The 20,880-nt window shown below is 48.2% G+C and carries 7 protein-coding genes; 3 read left to right on the top strand and 4 right to left on the bottom strand.

Annotation, left to right across the window (positions count from 1 at the left end; translation table 11 throughout):
* Positions 1–78: 78 nt before the first annotated feature.
* Genes EAE93_RS06430 through EAE93_RS06445 form a run of 4 tightly spaced genes read right to left on the bottom strand, consistent with a single transcriptional unit; the run spans position 79 to position 1,855 of the window.
* On the bottom strand, positions 79–1,023 hold the full coding sequence (locus EAE93_RS06430) for a hypothetical protein (RefSeq protein ID WP_214039315.1): 945 nt from the start codon (positions 1,021–1,023) through the stop codon (positions 79–81).
* Positions 1,010–1,261, bottom strand: a complete 252-nt coding sequence (locus tag EAE93_RS06435; RefSeq protein ID WP_046397736.1) for an ABC-three component system middle component 8 — start codon at positions 1,259–1,261, stop codon at positions 1,010–1,012. Before EAE93_RS06435 ends, EAE93_RS06430 begins: the two co-directional genes overlap by 14 nt.
* The gene (locus tag EAE93_RS06440) at positions 1,245–1,595 is read right to left on the bottom strand and encodes an ABC-three component system protein (RefSeq protein WP_332008445.1); all 351 of its coding nucleotides are present in this window, start codon (positions 1,593–1,595) and stop codon (positions 1,245–1,247) included. Before EAE93_RS06440 ends, EAE93_RS06435 begins: the two co-directional genes overlap by 17 nt.
* On the bottom strand, positions 1,559–1,855 hold the full coding sequence (locus tag EAE93_RS06445) for a helix-turn-helix domain-containing transcriptional regulator (RefSeq protein WP_046397737.1): 297 nt from the start codon (positions 1,853–1,855) through the stop codon (positions 1,559–1,561). The genes EAE93_RS06440 and EAE93_RS06445 overlap by 37 nt, the downstream gene beginning before the upstream one ends.
* A gap of 844 nt (positions 1,856–2,699) precedes the next feature.
* On the opposite strand from EAE93_RS06445, the gene prtA reads away from it, so the two are divergent.
* The 3 genes from prtA to EAE93_RS06460 all read left to right on the top strand — a co-directional run bounded on the left by prtA (position 2,700) and on the right by EAE93_RS06460 (position 20,867).
* Positions 2,700–4,142, top strand: a complete 1,443-nt coding sequence (gene prtA / locus EAE93_RS06450; protein ID WP_214039316.1) for a serralysin — start codon at positions 2,700–2,702, stop codon at positions 4,140–4,142.
* 847 nt (positions 4,143–4,989) lie between these two features.
* Positions 4,990–5,136, top strand: a complete 147-nt coding sequence (locus tag EAE93_RS06455) for a hypothetical protein (protein WP_161786695.1) — start codon at positions 4,990–4,992, stop codon at positions 5,134–5,136.
* 119 nt (positions 5,137–5,255) lie between these two features.
* Positions 5,256–20,867: a non-ribosomal peptide synthetase gene (locus EAE93_RS06460; RefSeq protein ID WP_214039317.1), complete on the top strand. Its 15,612-nt coding sequence runs from the start codon at positions 5,256–5,258 to the stop codon at positions 20,865–20,867.
* The last annotated feature ends 13 nt before the right edge of the window (positions 20,868–20,880 follow it).

Here is a 20,880-nt window from a genome sequence, read left to right on the forward strand (position 1 = left end):
TTGAAAAAAAGTGGATTCATTTTAGCCTGTTTTACCAGCAGATATCCATTCAGTCAGGAGACGTCGGAGTCGCCAGCCCTAAAGCCCTCTGGGCTTTTCGCCTGATATCCCCGCCCGCACTGGACAAGGGTTTACGGCGGTTTTTGCTAAGGATTTTAGGATTTTCTTTCTATTCTGATTTAATGAATATCTTTCCTGATTAAGACTAGCAATCTCTTCATCTATCTCTTCAACAAGAACTTTTGTTTTCTCTTTATCTTGTTGTCGGAAATCAAACGCATCAAGAAGTTCTTGTTTCTTCTCCGCATCTTTCTTCTTTAATAGCAAAATACCTTCAACTTTGCTGATGTTTTCGAACGACTCTCCCAATTCTTTCTTTACCGCTTTTTCAGTTGTCTGTTTCTCTTCCAGAGCTTTTTCTTTTTCATAGTGTTCTTTTATAAGCTCTGCATTAAACCCGAGTATATGAGAGAGATAGGGCTTCCATGATGCATCTTTGGAACGAAACTTTCTCAATTGGAAGACATCGCTATAATCATCCTGAGATCGAATAAGGTATCCAAGACTATTGCGATAATCCCAAGGTTTTATCACGCTAAGATCAAGTAAACTATCTAGCAGCTCTTTGGCTTTATCAAAGGAAACATCTTCATGATCCCATTGCCCTGTAGGCAAAAGAGAGTAATCTTGATTTTTTTCTTGATGTTTCTTAAAGCGTATTTTTGCGGCTTGGGCAACATCCTTACGGATAGTCAAGAAACTTGAATCTTTTAGTTCTATCTCAAGAAAAAAGACAAACTGATTAAATATGTCAGGGTGTTTAAATAGGAAAAAGTTTGGATTTCGCTTGGATAATAGAGCGAAGTCTATCACATGACCCAATGTGCTTTTCCCTAGATTATGTGTGTCTTTTTCTTTGTTTTCTGGGAGCCGAATTTCACCATATATAACATTAAGCCCTTCGTAAAAAGTAACGGGCTTAAAAAGAGATGGCTTGTTTGAGTAAATCTTAGATAGTTTCATTGTTATTAGCTACATATTCAATGGCATCAGTTTTAGGACGATATTCAATGATACCCATAATAAATAAAAAGTTTAGAGCTGGGAGAAACAATACATCACCACCGGAAACTGCTTTCTTTGTATAGCTCAACAGGTCGCTATAACTCTCGATTCTCAATCCCTTAAGACGTGAAAGAATAATCAAAGCTACATTGATTACTGTCCTGTCTGGATGAGAATGTTTAGTTGGTCGCAGCATATTCTTCTTCACTACCGATGTCGCAATTCCAATACATGTAAAAAAGCATTATTTTAGTAAGTCGTCTATGCTTTTTTAGAACAGGGTCCCTTCCAAAAAGAAGATCGAAAAGGTAATTCATTACGCTATCAAAGTTTTGATATTCCTTTCTTTTTACAATTATTTTAAGTTGAAACTCTTCAACTACATTTTCATAAAGCTGCATAATTTCTGCATTTTCCGGTGCAGCCAGGAAAGCTTTAATCTGAGCTGTCTCTTTCAAATATCTCCTTCTTAGTATTTCGGCATATTCGCTACTCATGTTGTTAATTTGGTTTTTCTGACTATAGGGTATCCTGGGAGTTGGTGGATCGTCTTTCGTAGATAAACCTTTCTTTGAGTTCTTATGGTCGGATTCCCAGTTGCTGAGAGCGCTCTATAGAGAGATTCTCTAGATAAACCAGTCTCTTTAGCAATAAAGGATAATCCACCATGAGCTTCGGCAACCTGTCTTGCAGTTTCCAGTAACAAGCGAACATCTTGAGTTTTCCTGTCCTCATTCAATTCTGGGCTAAGGTGTTCAATAGCACTCTTGTTTTTTACAGATTTATCCAATTTTCCTACCCCTTTTAACCAACTATCAGAAGTTAGAGTACTGTAGCTTAAAAGATATAAACTATAAATAGTAATCTTAGCTAAAAAACTGGGATAGTCTATTCATCAATAGGCTATCCTTTAACTATAATGAATAAACTAAAAATCAGAAAGAGATGATTATAATCCAGTTTTATTTTATATATAATAGGATGATATTAAATCGGAGATTTAAATTAATAAATTAAAAAACCGATAAAATAATAGCAAAATTTAATGCCAAAGATAATGACGAAAAAATAAATTCAATTCATAATAATCTGTAAATGATTAAATTATTCCATTATATATTAACTCTCATTTTCTAAATAAATGAAATCATTTATAATTGACACTGCCATTTTTTCATGGCAATCCAATTTAATTCTGTCAGGAAAAAACTTTATATAATAGATGAAGTATTATCTGGTAATACATATTGCCCTTATTTTTTTTGGACTGTTTAAATAGTTGCTTTATAAAATTATTAATAGTGGTTTTATAAGGTTTTTTAAGTTTACTATATTGATAATTAAATGAGAAATAATTTTAAAATAAAATGCTGATAAAAAATTAGCAATATTTTTTGCCTTAAATAGCTATGTTATATAAAACAATTATTTATTTGTTTTATGCTATTTTTATCACGTTTATATTAAAAAAATATGTTAATTGTTTTTTACGTAATTAACTTTAGTGTTACTTTTATGGGCAGGGATTTTAAATTGCGTAGCCGGGATAGCTCATCACTTCTAGGTTTTATTGACAGGTGTTTAATTAAATAAACAGGGTTTTATATCTAAGTTTTGAACTTATGGAGAACTATATGTCTTTAAAGAGGAAAATTTCATATTTGGAAGAAGTTAGTGGTTCAGCAAAGGCAAATGAGGTATTGACCTGGCTACAGGCTTATATTCCAGGCAAAGATCCTAATATTGTCGTTGGGCATGAGCCTAGTAAAGATGCGGCGAAAGAGTTAATCCGAAGTGATTACCGTTGGGGGCATCAGAGTAATGACAAATCTGAAACTTTCCAATTAACGTATAATTTCCTGGAGAGTGAACCGGATGACATGCCGTGGAGTATTTATGGATTTTCAGCATTTAATGAAGAGCAAAAAGCCGCTGCAAAACTGTCAATTCAATCTTGGACTGATGTCGCGAATATTAAATTCACGGAAACCTCTGATGCGAGTAAGGCGAATATCACTTTTGGTTTCTTTGATTTTAGTTTAACAGGGGATTATGCGTTTGCTGAGATGCCGAATCCAGGTTTGAAACAAGTCGGAACTTGGTATAATGCGGCAAGCCGTACTTTCTTAAAAAATGATATTGAATTGAATGGTTATGGCCGTCATACATTTACCCATGAGATCGGCCATACATTGGGGTTGGATCATCCGGCTGATTATGATGCGTCTGATGATGTAATACCGACTTATAAGAACAAAGCTACCTATTTTGAAGATAGCGGTGCTTATACCGTCATGGGTTATTTCAGTGAAAAAAATACCGGGCAGGACTTTAAAGGTATTGATTCTTCTGCGCCATTACTTAACGATATTTCAGCCATTCAGTCGTTGTATGGCGCGAATAATACTACCCGTACCGATGACACGGTATATGGTTTTAATTCCAACACAGATCGCGATTTCTTTACGGCAAAAGATGCCAAGAGCAAACTCGTATTTACTGCTTGGGATGCGGGTGGGAATGATACCTTTGATTTCTCTGGTTTTACCCAAGATCAACGTATTAACTTGAATGAAGCTTCTTTCTCGGATGTTGGCGGCCTGAAAGGAAACATCTCTATTGCCCGTGGCATCACGATTGAAAATGCGATTGGCGGCAGTGGTAATGACATTCTGATAGGGAATGACGCCGCCAATACTTTAAAGGGTGGTGCCGGTGATGACATTATCTACGGTGGACTGGGAGCAGATAATCTTTGGGGTGGGGAAGGCAAAGATACATTTGTTTACCTGAACGCCAAGGAATCACCTTTTCTTGAGCGTGATTGGATTCATGACTTTGTTTCCGGTGAAGACAAGATTGATGTGTCATTGTTCGATCTGGGTGAAGCAGGAAAAGGCACTATTAAGTTTGTCGAAGAATTCACGGGCGCTATTGGGGAAGCGGTGATCAGCTATGATAGCGTTAATAAGGTAAATGATTTCGTGATTAATATGGGGGGAGAATTATCCCACGATGGTTTTGGAGTGAAGATCGTTGGAGAGCCGCTGACAGAGGCCGATTTCATCCTTGCATAACACAACAATACAATAATACAACAACACAACCGCATCTGACTGGATGCGGTTATTCGTTTAGTCACTTTGAGCGTCTGGACGTATAATTTTGCTGTCTTCTGTCTTCCGTTTCCTGTCTTCCGTTTCCTGTCTTCCGTTTCCTGTCTTCCGTCTTCTGTTTCCTGTTTCCTGTCCATGTGGTTGGAGTTCCTAATCTACCATTTTTCTATAATATAAGTAGTCAAGTATATTTGGATAAGTAATGAATGATGTGATATTTGGATTTAAAAACAATCGCAAAATAATTTATTTTTAAATTAAAATTATTTATTGTTGATATTAAACATAATTAATATATACATTGGTCGTATTATTTCATGATAAAAAAACATATATAGGGAAGTTAGTTTTAGTTTGAAATTGTTTCATGTGGGTGTTAAATGTAATTAACGTTTACATTAGTTGTATAATTTGATTATTATAAAATAATATGTAATCAGGCAGGTTGATAATTTTTACGTGTATAAATATACATTAATTAATATAACCAAATGATAAATCATGCTTTTTATGGTGCAATCTGTTTCCCGTCGAAATACGGGGAGGTTAATCTTACAGAGAATTATCAAGGTAAATTCGGTGTTAATTGGGGATCAGGAGGTTTAATTTGTCTTTATAATTACGTGATTTTTTATGAAATAATTTACATGTGATATTAATTCAAAATGGACAAAATACAACAGGGATTTAACACTCATGCCAGTAAATATATTCAATAAATCCATTTTTATTTAGTTATGGAATTCAGCGTCGGCCAATAAAAAATCGCACAAAATCAAAGGCGCTTATTAAAAAAATAGGAACAAAAATGGAATATCTTTTGCCGGTTCACTGGGTGAATCGTTTATTCCGTTATCAGGAAAATAATTGTCGCAGAATTGTTAATTATGCGGTTATCAACCGGGCTATTACCTCTAGCGTCCAAAAGAATGTGCTGTCTGAGGATCTTAATTGATGCCTGGTGCGTGCCCGTTTTTATTTCTTTGAGGAAAGAAATAAGGGCAAAACATTTGTGATGACTGTTGAGAATGACAGTTTTCAAATAACTAACAGATTCGTTGAGGTAGTAAGTAGATGAAAGATAGCATGGCTAAAAAGGAAATTATCTTTGACGTTGGATTAGAACAAGTACCGTCAGAAAAGGTTGGTGATGACATATCTGTTCAGAAACTTAATTTGTTGTCAGAAGCTGAACGCACACTGCTGTTGAAAACCTGGAACGCCACTGAAACCGTCTATCCTGACCAGTTAGGCATTCATCAGTTGTTTGAACGGCAAGTGGAGAAAACCCCGACAGCCACAGCGTTAATAGCAATGGATAAGACCCTGAGTTATGCGGAATTGAATGCTCGCGCTAACCGACTGACTCATCAACTGATTAAACAAGGGGTTGGCCCGAATGACCCTGTGGCAATTCTGTTAGAGCGATCTATCGAATTGGTGGTGGCTCAATTGGCTATTCTCAAGGCGGGCGCGGTTTATGTCCCTATCGATCCCGGAGCGCCGAACGAGAGAAAGAATTGGCTGATAAGCGATTGTTTAGCCAAATTGTTGCTCACCAGTGCAGAGGTGGATATCCCGGCTAATCTGGATGTTCCGCTAATTCGTCTCTCTGATGAGACAGACGTGAGCAAGGAGGAAGAAAGTTTTAATCCTGACTTACTTTGTGCCAGTACCGCGCCAGCGTATATTATGTACACCTCCGGCTCGACCGGCATCCCTAAAGGGGTGATTGTGCCTCACCGCGCTGTGGTTCGACTGGTTATTAATAATAGCTATGTTGAAATTGAACCCAATGACCGAGTTGCCTTTGCGGCTAATCCCGCATTCGATGCCAGCACCTTTGAAGTCTGGGCCCCTTTGCTCAATGGTGGGGCACTAGTCGTTATTGACCACACGACTTTGTTGACGCCACAGGAGTTTGTACAGGCATTAGACCGTTATCAAATTAATATCTTATGGTTAAGCGTCGGCCTGTTTAACCGGCTGGCGGCGGAGTTGTCTCCAGTCCTTCCACAGATGAAAATCCTCATTGTCGGCGGCGATGTCCTTGATCCCCATGTGATTGCCCAAGTTTTACGTAACAACCCGCCTCAGCAGTTATTGAATGCCTATGGACCGACCGAAGGCACTACCTTTACCACCACATACCGGATTGAAGCTTTAGCCACAGGAACAACCAATATCCCTATTGGTCGACCCATTGCCAACACGCGGGTTTACTTACTGGACGAGCAAGGCCAACCGACGCCATTAGGAAGGGTGGGCGAGATTTATGTTGGAGGCGACGGGGTAGCCTGTGGTTATCTCAATCGTCCTGAATTGACCGCTGAACGCTTTTTGGTTGATCCATTTAGTGATGCACCGAATGCGCAGATGTACCGGACCGGCGATTTGGCCCGTTATCTGCCGGATGGCAATCTAGAATTCCTTGGCCGCAACGATCAGCAAGTGAAAATCCGGGGTTTTCGGATTGAACCGGGGGAAATTGAAGCCTGCCTGGTAGAGTATCCGACAGTACGGGAAGCGGTGGTATTGGCGTTAGGCACAGGGCAGAACAAGCAGTTAGTTGCTTATGTGCTGGCGGAGTCGGATAACGAATTGCCTACTCGTTTGCGTGAACATTTAAGTGCGCGGTTGCCTGATTATATGGTGCCGGTGGCCTTTGTGCGTCTGGATGAATTCCCGCTAACTCCCAATGGCAAACTGGATCGCCGGGCGTTGCCGGCACCGTGCGAAGACGCCTTTGCCCGTCAGGTTTACGCCGCACCGCAAGGGGAAAGGGAAATTGCATTGGCGACTATCTGGCGCGAGTTACTGGGTATTGATCAGATAAGTCGACATGATAGCTTCTTTGCCTTGGGTGGTCATTCACTACTCGGCGTACGTATGATTGAACAGCTACGCCATTTAGGGCTGACATTGGCTGCCCGCGATCTGTTTCAAGCGCCAATATTGGCGGAGTTGGCTCAAACATTGGAGCAACATCAGATTGTGGCAGTGCCGCTGAATGTCATTACCCCGGCGACCACTGCATTGACGCCAGCGATGTTGCCACTGATTGATTTGACTCAGCCTGAGATTGATCACATCGTCGAGCAGGTACCGGGCGGGGTGGTCAATATTCAGGATATTTATGCGCTGTCGCCGTTGCAGGACGGTATCTTGTTTCACCATCTGCTGGCGAAAGAGGGTGATCCTTACTTGCTGGCCTATCCAATGATCTTTGCTGAGCGTGGTTTGTTAGACCGCTATTTATTTGCGGTACAACAGGTGGTTGACCGCCATGATATTTTGCGTACCGCGTTTATCTGGCAAGGATTATCCGTTCCGGCGCAGGTGGTTTGGCGTCAGGCGCCGTTGTCAGTGACTGAACTGAAGTTAAACCCGACTGATGGGCCGGTCAGTGACCAACTGGCGCAACGTTTTGATCCGCGGCAACACCGTTTCGATCTAAATCAGGCCCCGTTGTTGCGCTTTGTGATAGCACAGGAAACCGATGGTCGCTGGTACGTATTGCAATTACAACATCACCTGATTGGCGACCATACCACGCTGGAAGTGATGAACCGCGAGGTTCGGGCCTGCCTTGACGGACAGGGCGATAATCTACCGGCATCGGTACCGTTCCGCAATCTGGTGGCTCAGGCTCGGCAAGGGGTTGACCAGACAGAACATCACCGATTCTTTACCGACATGTTGGCAGAAGTGGATGAACCGACGTTACCGTTTGGGCTGACCGAGGTACATCGTGATGGTTCTCAGGTCGTACAGGCGCACCGGATGCTGTCTCCCACGTTGAATGATCGTCTGCGTGCGCAGGCAAGACGTCTGGGCGTCAGTCTGGCGACCCTGTGTCATCTGGCTTGGGCGCAGGTGTTGTCGGGCACCAGTGGACAAGAGAAAGTGGTGTTCGGCACTGTGCTGTTTGGACGTATGGCGGCGGGGGAAGGGGCTGACAGCGGCATGGGGCTGTTTATCAATACCTTACCATTACGGTTGGATATCGATGATACTCCGGTACAGGATAGCGTCAGGGTGGCGCATACCCGATTAGCTGGATTGCTGGATTATGAACATGCTTCATTGGCGTTAGCTCAACGTTGCAGCGGAGTACAGGGAGGCACCCCGCTTTTTAGTGCCTTATTGAATTACCGGCATAATGAGCAACCGATGATCCCGCATGAGGCAATGCCGGGAATCGAATTTCTGGGTGAACAGGAACGGACCAACTACCCGTTTGTCCTGTCAGTGGAGGATGGCGGCGCCACACTGGGGTTGACAGCACAGGTGGTACAACCGTTTGATTCAGAACGGGTATGCGGTTATATGCAACAGGCGCTGGAAAGTCTGGTGGATGCCCTTGAACTGGCGCCGGAAACGCCGGTACGGGCGCTAAACATTTTGCCGGAATCGGAACGTACATTATTACTGGAAACCTGGAACGCGACAGAAACCCCCTATCCTGAACAACTCTGTATCCATCAGTTGATTGAACAACAGGTAGAGAAAACGCCAGAAGCCACTGCATTGATGTCTGAAGATCAGACACTCAGCTATGGACAACTGAATGCCTGCGCTAACCGGCTTGCCCATCAACTGCTTGCCTTGGGCGTCGTGCCAGATCAACCGGTGGTGATTTGCATGACAAGTTCACCGGCGCGGGTGATAGCGGTGCTGGCGGTGCTGAAAGCGGGCGGGGCCTATGTGCCGTTGGACCCGGCTTATCCGGGAGAACGATTGTCGCATATCTTGACCGATGTAGCTCCGGCTAGGGGGTTAAAAACAATAGCGCTGGTGGACAGTACCGGGCAGACTGCATTGGGTGAGCAAACGCTTGCGGAGCTGACGGTACTAGACCCGCATATCTTGCCTGACCAGCCGGACGGTAACCCGCAGGTTCCTGCATTGACCTCCCGCCATCTGGCCTACGTGATTTACACTTCCGGCTCAACCGGGACTCCCAAAGGGGTGATGAGTGAACATCGTGGGCTGGTTAATCTTATTCGGGATAAAATCAGCCGATTCGACATTCGCCCCGCTAGCCGGATGTTACAGTTTGCTTCATTTGGCTTTGATGCCGGTGTCTGGGAAATCATGATGGCATTAGGCAGTGGAGCCAGCCTGATGATTCCTGCCGAAACTGTTCGTCAAGACCCGCGTCGCCTCTGGCATTATCTGGAAGAACAATCGGTGACGCATGCTTGTTTGACCCCTGCTTTGTTGCGAGAAGGGGGCGATTTGCCAACGATAACAATAAAACCGACATTGATATTGGGCGGTGAAGCGCCTAGCCCCGTGCTACTGCGGGCGCTAAGTCGTCAGGCAACGCTATTTAATGCCTATGGCCCGACAGAAATTACCGTCTGTGCCGCTAGTTGGCGTTGTCCGCCAAACTATACCGAGGTGTTGGTTCCTATTGGGCGCCCGACGGCGAATACGCGTATTTATCTATTGGATAACCACGGCCAGCCAGTCCCATTAGGCGCGGTGGGGGAACTCTATATTGGCGGGGATGGTGTCGCTCGTGGCTATCTCAATCGTCCTGATCTGACTGACGAGCGCTTTCTGCCTGACCCATTTAGTGATGTTGCTGATGCTCGGATGTATCGTACCGGCGATTTGGTGCGCTACTTGCCGGACAGCAATCTGGTGTTTGTTGGCCGTAACGACCAGCAGATTAAAATCCGCGGTTTCCGTATTGAGCCGGGTGAAATTGAAGCCCGATTGGCGGAACATCCTATGGTGCGCGAAGCGTGGGTCGTAGCTTTGGGGGATGGGCAGGATAAGCGTTTAGTCGCCTATATTGTAGCCGAAGCGGATAGCGGACTGGCGGCCAGTTTGCACACTCATTTGAGCGCTATGTTGCCTGATTATATGGTACCGGCGGCCTTTGTGCGTTTAGATGCCTTCCCGCTGACCCCAAATGGTAAGTTGGATCGTCAGGCATTACCGGCACCGGGGGAGGATGCCTTCGCCCATCAAATTTATGTCGCGCCACAAGGGGAAATGGAAATTGCAGTGGCGGCTATCTGGCGTGAATTACTGGGCATTGAGCAGATCGGCCGACATGATAATTTCTTTGCCATAGGCGGACATTCCTTGTTGGCGGTACGGATGATGAACCGCATAGCTGTTTTCGGCGTCGACCTGCCGTTGGCTTCGTTGTTTATGTTTCCGTCACTGTCTGCGTTTACCGAGAAGATCTGCGCACAACGTCATGCGGGCAGTGATAAATTGCCTGCAATTAGGCCAATATCTCGTGATAGTGTCTTGCCCTTATCGTTTGGTCAACAGCGTCTGTGGTTTCTGGCGCAATTTGAGGGGGTGAGTGATACCTACCATGTTCCGACAGCCTTGCGTTTACGTGGCCAACTTAACCTCTCTGCCTGGCAGCAGGCCCTGAATCGCCTGTTTGCTCGCCACGAGGCGCTTCGTTCTGTTTTTATCACAGTTGATGGTCAGCCTCAGGTTGAACTGTTACCGGCGGAATTTGGTCTACCGGTGAAAAAATACGATTTGCGTAAAGCATCTAACGTGGACGAACAATTTAAGCGCTTGTGTGTACAGGAAGCCAAAACGCCGTTTGATCTTGCTCGTGGCCCCCTCATGCGTTGCGCATTGATCCAACTGGCCGATGAAGAGCATATATTCTTACTGACTCAGCATCATATTATCTCCGATGCTTGGTCTTTAAAGATACTTGAATCAGAACTGGTGGCGCTTTACGCTGCTGGTCTAAATCAACAGCCTGATCCGTTGCCGTTATTGACCATTCAATATCCTGATTATGCGGCCTGGCAGCGGCAGGTATTTTCTGGTGAAGGAGTACAGGCACAGAGTGATTACTGGCGCCGGACGTTGGCAGACGCACCGGTATTGCTTGAATTGCCGATAGACAGACCTCGACCCTTCCAACAATCATTTACCGGTGGCCGGGTAGCGGTGCACATTGATGCTCCGTTGGTACAGGCGCTAAAACATCTGGGACAACAGCATGGCGCCACACTGTTTATGACACTGTTGACCGCTTGGGCTGCATTGCTATCGCGCTTGTCTGGGCAGGATGATGTCGTCATTGGTATACCAAGCGCTAACCGCAATCTGCGGGAAATTGAACCACTGCTTGGCTTCTTTGTTAACACATTGGCGTTGCGTATCGATTTATCCGACATGCCGGATGTGGACACACTACTGCGTCGTGTGCGGCAGACGACACTGGGAGCGCAGGAGCATCAAGATCTGCCTTTCGAACAGGTAGTGGAAATTGTTCAACCGCCGCGCAGACCGGAGCATACGCCACTGTTCCAGGTAATGTTTGCCTGGCAGGAGAATGAAACAGAGGAATGGCAATTACCGGAATTGGCGGTAACACCATTCGAGCTGGAATATGATATAGCGAAATTCGATCTGCAACTGGAATTAACGGAGAAGTCGGGAGAAATTGTCGGAGAACTGAACTACTCTTCCGCCCTGTTCGACCATGAAACCATCGAAAGGCAGGTGGGTTATTTGCAGGCCATATTGCGGGCAATGGTGAACCAGCCTCAGCAACCGGTCACGGCTATCGATATTTTGTCATCTGCGGAACGGGAGTTATTGCTGGAGAATTTGAATGCGACCGAAGAACCGTATCCTACTCAGGTATGTGTTCATCAGCTATTTGAACAACAGGCAGAAAAGACCCCGGACGCCATAGCGGTAATCTATGAAAACCAGACGCTCAGCTATGCGGAACTGAATGTCCGCGCCAATCGGTTAGCCCATCAGCTTATCGCTTTAGGCGTAACGCCGGATCAGCGGGTGGCGATTTGTGTGACACGCTCACTTGCGAGAATAATTGGGTTGTTAGCGGTGCTGAAAGCGGGCGGAGCCTATGTGCCGTTAGATCCCGCCTATCCCGGTGAACGTCTGTCTTATATGCTCACTGATGCCGCACCGGTTATTTTACTGGCGGATAATGTTGGGCGGGCTGCGCTAAGTGAGGACATTCTGGCGATGCTGACGGTGCTCGATCCGAATACCTTGCCGGAGCAGCCGGATAATAACCCGCAAGTCTTTGGATTGACTCCACAGCATCTGGCTTATGTGATTTACACTTCTGGTTCAACCGGCAGGCCAAAAGGCGTGATGATTGAACATCGTAGCGTGGTTAATTTGACGCTGACACAAATTACCCAGTTTGATTTTTGCTCTGCCAGCCGAATGTTGCAGTTTGCTTCATTTGGTTTCGATGCCAGTGTCTGGGAAATTATGATGGCGCTGAGTTGTGGGGCCATGCTGGTTATTCCTACCGAAACAGTGCGTCAAGATCCACAGCGCCTTTGGCATTACCTGGAAGAACAGGCGGTGACCCATGCCTGTTTGACACCGGCTATGTTTCACGATGGCGCCGATTTACCGGCGATAGCGATAAAACCAACATTAATATTTGCAGGAGAAGCGCCGAGTCCCGCGTTATTTCAGGCACTGTGCAGCCGGGCCGATGTGTTTAACGCTTATGGGCCGACGGAAACCACTGTGTGCGCGACCACTTGGGATTGCCCGCCAGATTATACCGGGGGACTCATTCCTATCGGCAGCCCGACCGCCAACAAACGTCTCTATCTGCTGGATGAACACGGCCAGCCGGTCCCATTGGGCACAGTGGGAGAATTGTATATTGGCGGCGTTGGGGTAGCGCGTGGTTATCTCAATCGCCCTGAATTGACCGCTGAACGTTTCCTGAATGATCCGTTTAGTAATGAGACGGATGCCCGAATGTACCGGACCGGAGATTTAGCCCGTTACCTGCCGGATGGCAATCTGGTGTTTATTGGCCGTAATGACCAACAGGTTAAAATCCGTGGTTTCCGCATTGAGCCGGGAGAAATTGAAGCACGACTGATTGAACACCCTGCGGTAAGTGAAGCGCTGGTATTGGCGTTAGGTGATGGACAGGATAAGCGTCTGGTGGCTTATGTGGTGGCGCAAGTGGATGACGAGCTGGCAACCAAACTGCGTGAACATCTGAGTGATATTTTGCCTGACTATATGGTGCCGGCGGCTTTTGTGCGTTTGGATGCTTTTCCGTTGACCCCTAACGGTAAGCTGGATCGCCGAGGACTGCCCGCACCGGGGGAGGGCGCTTTTGCCCGCCAAGCTTACCAAGCGCCACAAGGGGAAATTGAGATAGCGTTAGCGGCTATCTGGCGCGAATTACTGAATCTTGAGCAGATTGGTCGACATGACAGTTTCTTTGCCTTGGGCGGTCACTCGCTGTTGGCTGTCAGGATGATTGAACGTTTACGACGTATTGGTTTAGGGCTATCGGTACAAACGCTATTCCAGCATCCGACATTAAGTGTATTGGCCCAATCTTTGGCGCAGCATCGTGAAATTAGCGTGCCTGATAACCGTATTACCGCGGATACGACGGTGCTGACGCCAGCCATGTTGCCGCTGATTGATCTGACTCAAGCTGAAATTGATCGCATTGTTGAGCAAGTACCGGGTGGAATTGCCAATATTCAGGATATCTATGCCTTGTCACCGTTACAGGATGGCATTTTATTCCACCATTTATTGGCAAATGAGGGTGATCCCTATCTACTGATCACTCAACAGGCTTTTGCCGATCGGCCCTTACTTGACCGTTATCTGGCGGCGGTTCAACAGGTGGTTGACCGCCATGATATCTTACGTACCGCTTTTATTTGGGAAGGATTATCTGCGCCGGCTCAGGTAGTTTGCCGTCAGGCGCCTTTGTCAGTAACGGAATTGACGCTCGATCCGGCGGATGGGCCGATAAGTGACCAACTGGCTCAACGTTTTGACCCGCGCCGGCATCGTATTGACCTGAATCAGGCTCCGTTATTACGTTTCGTTGTGGCACAGGAGAGTGATGGCCGTTGGATTGTATTGCAATTGTTGCATCATCTCATTGGCGACCATACCACGTTGGAGGTGATGAACAGCGAAGTACAAGCGTGCCTCTCGGGACGAATGGACAGCTTGCCTGAGCCGGTCCCGTTCCGCCATTTAGTGGCACAGGCTCGGCAGGGAATCAGTCAGACAGAGCATACTCGCTTCTTTACCGACATGCTGGCTGAGGTGGAGGAGCCTACGTTGCCATTTGGGTTGGCGGAAGCACATCATGATGGCTCACAGGTGACGGAATCTCACCGAATGTTGCCGACAGGACTAAACGATCGCTTACGTGGTCAGGCGCGGCGGTTGGGCGTCAGTGTGGCGGCGTTGTGTCATTTGGCTTGGGCGCAGGTATTGTCGCGTACCAGTGGTCAGCAACAAGTGGTGTTCGGTACCGTGTTGTTTGGACGTATGCAGGCGGGTGAAGGATTTGATAGTGGCATGGGGCTATTTATTAACACCTTGCCGTTGCGGTTGGATATCGATCACACCCCGGTGCGGGACAGTGTACGTATAGCACATAGCCGATTGGCGGGATTGCTGGAACATGAACACGCTTCACTGGCGCTGGCGCAACGTTGCAGTAGCGTAGCCAGTGGAACGCCGCTTTTCAATGCGCTGTTGAACTATCGCCATAATACTCAGCCGGTAACACCGAATGAGATCATGAACGGCGTCGAATTCCTTGGCGCACAGGAGCGGACCAACTATCCGTTTGTCTTGTCGGTAGAGGATGGGGGTTCTGATTTAGGGCTGACAGTTCAAGTAGTGCAACCGTTCGATCCAGAACAGATATGCGGCTATATGCAACAGGCATTGGAAAGTTTGGCGGATGCCCTTGAGCAGACGCCCGACATGCCGGTACAGCAGTTAGAAATTCTGCCGGCAACCGAACGCACATTGTTGTTAAAAACTTGGAACGCCACTGAAACAGCCTATCCTGAGCAGTTGTGCATTCATCAACTGTTTGAGCAGCAGGTGGAGAAAACCCCGGATGCCACGGCACTGGTGTGTGAAGAGCGATCCCTTAGTTATGCGGAATTGAATACTGATGCTAACCGATTGGCGCGCCAACTTATTGCACTGGGTGTGACGCCGGATCAGCGAGTGGCGATTTGCGTAGCAAGTTCACCGGCGCGGATAGTGGCGTTGTTGGCGGTGTTAAAAGCGGGAGGCGCTTATGTGCCGCTGGACCCTGCCTATCCGGGAGAGCGTCTGGTCCATATTTTGGCTGATGCTGAACCGATTATTTTATTGGCCGATAGTGTTGGACGTTCAGCCTTAGGCGAGCAAATGCTTACGGGGCAGATTCTACTTGATCCGAATTCATTACCTGATCAACCGGATAACAACCCACAACTGCCTACATTGACCGCCCGCCATCTGGCGTATGTGATTTACACTTCCGGCTCGACCGGCACGCCAAAAGGGGTGATGGTTGAACATCGTGGGTTGGTTAACCTTATCCGGGATAAAATCGCCCGATTCGGCATTTTACCTGCTAGCCGAATGTTACAGTTTGCCTCATTTGGTTTTGATGCGAGTGTCTGGGAAATCATGATGACGCTATGCAGTGGCGCTACTTTGGATATTCCTGTCGACACTATCCGTCAGGACCCCAATCTTCTCTGGCATTATCTGGAAGCGCACTCGGTAACGCATGCCTGCCTGACTCCGGCCCTGTTGCGGGATGGAGCTGATTTGCCTGCGATAACGATAAAACCCACATTAATATTGGGAGGTGAAGCGCCCAGTGCGGCGTTGCTTAGGGCGCTGGGCGGCAAGGCAACGGTATTCAATGCTTATGGCCCGACAGAAATCACCGTTTGCGCCACGAGCTGGCGTTGCCCATCAAACTATTCAAGTTACTCAAACTGTGGGGATGAACTCATTCCTATTGGGCGCCCGACAGCCAACACTCGTATCTATCTGTTGGATGCTCTCGGCCAGCTGGTGCCGTTGGGAGGCGTAGGTGAACTCTATATTGGTGGCGTCGGTGTAGCGCGTGGCTATCTCAATCGTTCTGAATTGACTGATGAACGTTTCCTTGCAGACCCATTCAGTGAAATTGCTGATGCCCGAATGTATCGAACCGGCGATTTGGTACGCTATCTGCCGGATGGCAATCTGGTGTTTGTTGGCCGTAATGACCAACAGATTAAGATCCGTGGTTTCCGAATTGAGCCGGGGGAAATCGAAACTCGACTGACAGAGCACCCCGCAGTCCGTGAAGCACTGGTACTGGCCTTGGGTGATGGTCAGGACAAACGGCTGGTGGCTTATGTGGCGGCGGCAGAGGATGACGGGTTGGTTAACTGCCTGCGCGAATATCTGAGCGGATTGTTGCCTGACTACATGGTACCGGCGGCCTTTGTGCGATTGGAGGCTTTTCCGTTGACGCCTAACGGCAAGCTGGATCGCCGGGCGTTACCTGCGCCGGGGGAGGAAGCCTTTGCCCGCCAGATTTACGCCGCGCCACAGGGAGAAACCGAAACCGTACTGGCTGATATCTGGCGTGAATTATTGGGCATTGAGCAGATCAGCCGGTACGACAGCTTCTTTGCTTTGGGCGGCCATTCGTTGCTCGCGGTACGGATGGTTGAGCGTCTGCGTAATGCGGGTTTAACCCTGGCAGTACGAGATCTGTTCCAATCGCCGATATTGGCTGAACTGGCGCAAACATTGAAGTTGAATCAGGCGGAAAGCGTACCGGCTAACGTCATTACACCGGCCACTACGGTATTAACACCGGCAATGTTACCGCTGATTGAACTCACTCAATCTGAAATTGATTACATCATTGAGCAGGTACCGGGCGGGATAGCTAATATTCAGGATATCTATGCGTTATCGCCGTTACAGGATGGGATCTTGTTCCACCATTTGCTGGCAGACGAAGGCGATCCTTATCTGTTGGCCGGTCAAATGGCCTTTGCTGATCGGAAGCTGTTAGATCGTTATCTGGCGGCGGTTCAGCAGGTGATTAATCGTCATGACATCTTGCGGACTGCCTTTATCTGGCAAGGATTATCCGTGCCGGCACAGGTTGTCTGCCGTCAGGTGCGATTGTCGGTGACGGAACTGATATTAGATCCGGCTGACGGGCCGATCAGCGAACAATTTGCGCAACGTTTTAATCCACGCCAATATCGCCTCGATTTGGGACAGGCGCCGCTGTTGCGCTTTGTGGTGGCACAGGAGAGTGATGGCCGCTGGATTGTGTTGCAACTGATGCACCATTTGATTGGCGACCATACCGCGTTGGATGTGATGAGTCACGAAGTTCAGACATACCTTGACGGGCAGGAAAGCGACTTACCTGCCCCGGCGCCATTCCGCAATCTAGTGGCGCAGTCCCGGTTAGGGATGAGTCAGGCGGAACATACCCGTTTCTTTACTGAAATGTTGGCTGAGGTGGATGAACCGACACTACCGTTTGGATTGGCGGAAGTCCGCCATGATGGTTCTCAGATGACCGAATCACATCGGATGTTGACTACCGAGTTAAATGAGCGCTTGCGTGGTCAAGCTCGGCGGTTGAGTGTTAGTCTGGCGGCGCTGTGTCACTTGGCTTGGGCACAGGTGTTGTCGCGTACCAGCGGACAGCAGCGAGTGGTATTTGGCACCGTGTTGTTTGGACGCATGGCGGCGGGTGAAGGGGCTGAAAATGGCATGGGACTGTTTATCAATACTTTGCCGCTCCGCTTGGATATGGATGATACCCCGGTGCGAGACAGTGTACAGGTAGCACATCACCGGCTGGCGGGATTATTGGAACATGAATATGCATCACTGGCGCTGGCTCAACGTTGTAGCGGGGTGCAAGGGGGAACGCCGCTGTTTAGTACCTTGTTGAACTATCGACACAACGTGTCGTCGTCGACATCGAATGAAATCATGAGCGGCGTCGAATTTCTTGGTGCGCAAGAGCGGACTAACTATCCGTTTACACTGTCGGTGGAAGATTTTGGTGAGGCATTGGGGCTGACTGCGCAAATCGTCCAGCCGTTTGATGCCGAGCGGGTGTGTGGCTATATGCAACAGGCGCTGGAAAGTTTGGTCGACGCGCTTGAACATGCCCCGGAAACTCCGGTTCGGCAGTTGGAAGTATTACCGACAGACGAAAGGAAACTGCTGCTGAAAATCGGCAATGGCTTGCAAACGGCGTATTCCGCCCCGTTGTGTATTCATCATCTGTTTGAACAACAAGTGGCGAAAAATCCTGATGCGGCGGCGCTGATATACGAAGAGCAAACCCTCAGCTATGCGGCACTGAACGCGCGAGCTAACCGACTGGCTCATCAATTAATTGAACTCGGGGTGGAGCCTGATCAGCGGGTGGCGATTTGTGTCACGCGTTCACCGGCAAGAGTGGTCGCGCTACTGGCGGTATTGAAAGCGGGTGGGGCTTATGTTCCTTTGGACCCATCTTATCCGGGTGATCGGCTGGCTTATATGCTCACGGATGCGGCGCCGTCAGTGGTGCTGGCGGATAATGCGGGCCGCACCGCGCTAGGCGAACAGGCGCTTGCTGGATTAACGGCGCTTGATCCAACGATCCTGTCTGATCAACCGGATAACAACCCGCAAGTTCCTGAACTCACTTCACGGCATCTGGCGTATGTGATTTACACATCCGGTTCCACCGGCACGCCGAAAGGGGTGATGGTGGAACACTGTGGCTTGGTCAACCTGATTGGGGAGAAAATCACCCAATTTGACATTCACGCGGATAGTCGGCTCTTGCAATTTGCCTCATTTGGTTTCGATGCCAGTGTCTGGGAAATCATGATGGCGCTGTGTGGGGGAGCGACGCTGGACATTCCGGTTGATACGGTTCGTCAGGACCCGCTGCGCTTGTGGCGTTATCTGGAAGAACAGCGGGTAACACACGCCTGTTTAACTCCGGCTCTGCTACGGGATGGGGCCGATTTACCGGCGATAACGATAAAACCCACCTTGATACTGGGCGGAGAAGCACCCAGTGCGGCGTTGTTGCAAGCGCTGCATGGTCGGGCAACGCTGTTTAACGCTTATGGCCCGACAGAAATTACCGTCTGTGCAACCTGTTGGCGTTGCCCTCCAGACTATACGGATGTGCTGATCCCTATCGGGCGCCCGACAGCGAATAGTCGTATTTATCTCTTGGATAATCACGGCCAGCCAGTGCCGTTTGGGGCAGTGGGAGAATTGTACATTGGTGGCGCTGGTGTCGCCCGTGGCTATCTCAACCGGCCTGATTTAACGGCTGAACGCTTTCTGGCAGATCCATTCAGTGATGAACCGGATGATCGCATGTACCGCACCGGGGATTTGGCCCGTTATTTGCCAGATGGCAATCTGGTGTTTGTAGGGCGTAACGATCAGCAGATTAAAATTCGTGGCTTCCGTATTGAACCGGGTGAAATCGAAGCGCGGTTGACGGAGTATCCTGCGGTGCGCGAAGCGATAGTATTAGCACTAGGTGACGGTCAGGATAAACGTCTGGTGGCTTATGTGGCGGCGCCAGAGGATAACGGGCTGGCTAGCCAATTGCATCGTCATTTAAGAACTTTATTGCCTGACTATATGGTACCGGCGGCGTTTGTGCGTCTGGACGCCTTTCCGTTGACTCCGAACGGCAAGTTGGATCACCGGGCATTGCCGGCGCCTGATCAGAATGCGTTTGCTCGTCAGATCTATGAAGCGCCGCAAGGAGAAACGGAGATCGCCTTGGCGGCCATCTGGCGTGAATTATTGGGGGTTGAGCGGATTGGTCGGCATGACAATTTCTTTACCCTCGGTGGACACTCGCTGCTCGCCATGCGGATGATCAATCTGGCCGCAGAACGGGGATTAATTTGCTCGCTAAATAATCTGTTCCAATTCCCGGTGTTGGCGGAACTGGTGGCGGAGATCACCTCAGATCCGCTGTCTCAGTGGCAAATCAGCGCCATACCGGTACGACCGGATGGCACCGAGCCGCCGCTCTTCTTCGTACCAAGCGGCATGGATGATTATTCATATGTTTTCGGGCTGGCGCAGCATATTCAGGCGGATTACCCGATTTATGCGCTACCTTGGCCATCTATCAATGAGGAAATGGTGTCAACCATTGAAGCGCTGGCGACCAGAATGATCACCTATATGAAGGCGGTGCGACCAGAAGGCCCGTATCGAATATACGGCTACTCTTCCGGCGGCATACTGGCTTATGCCATTGCTCAGCAACTGTTGCATGCCGGAGAGACAGTGAATTTCTTGGGGCTAATTGATACGCCTGCTCCTCACTGTTTCAAGACACGAGTCGATCAACCTAAACTCCAGTTCCTTGCTGAATTGGCAAGGCAGTCAGTGGATGAGCATCCTCAAGAGATTGAAGCATTGCATCAGAAAATGGATGAACTGAATTTAGTGCAATTTATTGCGGCCGCGCAGGAGCTGGAATTATACCCATCAAATCTGCACCCTGACTTAATTGCCAAACGTTGGGTACAGATGGGAAATTATGTCCAAATGGTCAAGGATTATCAGCCGAAAGCTCTGGCGATAACGCTGCATCAATTCTATGCGATGGAATCTTATCCGCAGATCCCGTTTGTTACCGATGTTGCGCTACAGTCCGTAACGATGGAGCCGTCGTTAGGTTGGGAACAGATAGTTCCTGACTCTTCGCTACAATTAACCTCGGTTCCGGGGGATCATTTTAGTCTGATGGAAGATAGTGAAAATAAAACTGTTTTGGCTAAGACCTTAAGCATGGCGTTGGCCATGAATTGTGAGGCGGAGGCGTTGTAATGCCGGTGATATT

The sequence above is a fragment of the Photorhabdus akhurstii genome, from assembly GCF_018448925.1.
Lineage (GTDB): Bacteria > Pseudomonadota > Gammaproteobacteria > Enterobacterales > Enterobacteriaceae > Photorhabdus > Photorhabdus akhurstii.

Bases quoted from the DNA above. Each gene is read 5' to 3' on its own strand.
- EAE93_RS06430 (WP_214039315.1), bottom strand. From the start codon at position 1,023: ATGAAACTATCTAAGATTTACTCAAACAAGCCATCTCTTTTTAAGCCC.
- EAE93_RS06435 (WP_046397736.1), bottom strand. From the start codon at position 1,261: ATGCTGCGACCAACTAAACATTCTCATCCAGACAGGACAGTAATCAAT.
- prtA (WP_214039316.1), top strand. From the start codon at position 2,700: ATGTCTTTAAAGAGGAAAATTTCATATTTGGAAGAAGTTAGTGGTTCA.
- EAE93_RS06455 (WP_161786695.1), top strand. From the start codon at position 4,990: ATGGAATATCTTTTGCCGGTTCACTGGGTGAATCGTTTATTCCGTTAT.
- EAE93_RS06460 (WP_214039317.1), top strand. From the start codon at position 5,256: ATGAAAGATAGCATGGCTAAAAAGGAAATTATCTTTGACGTTGGATTA.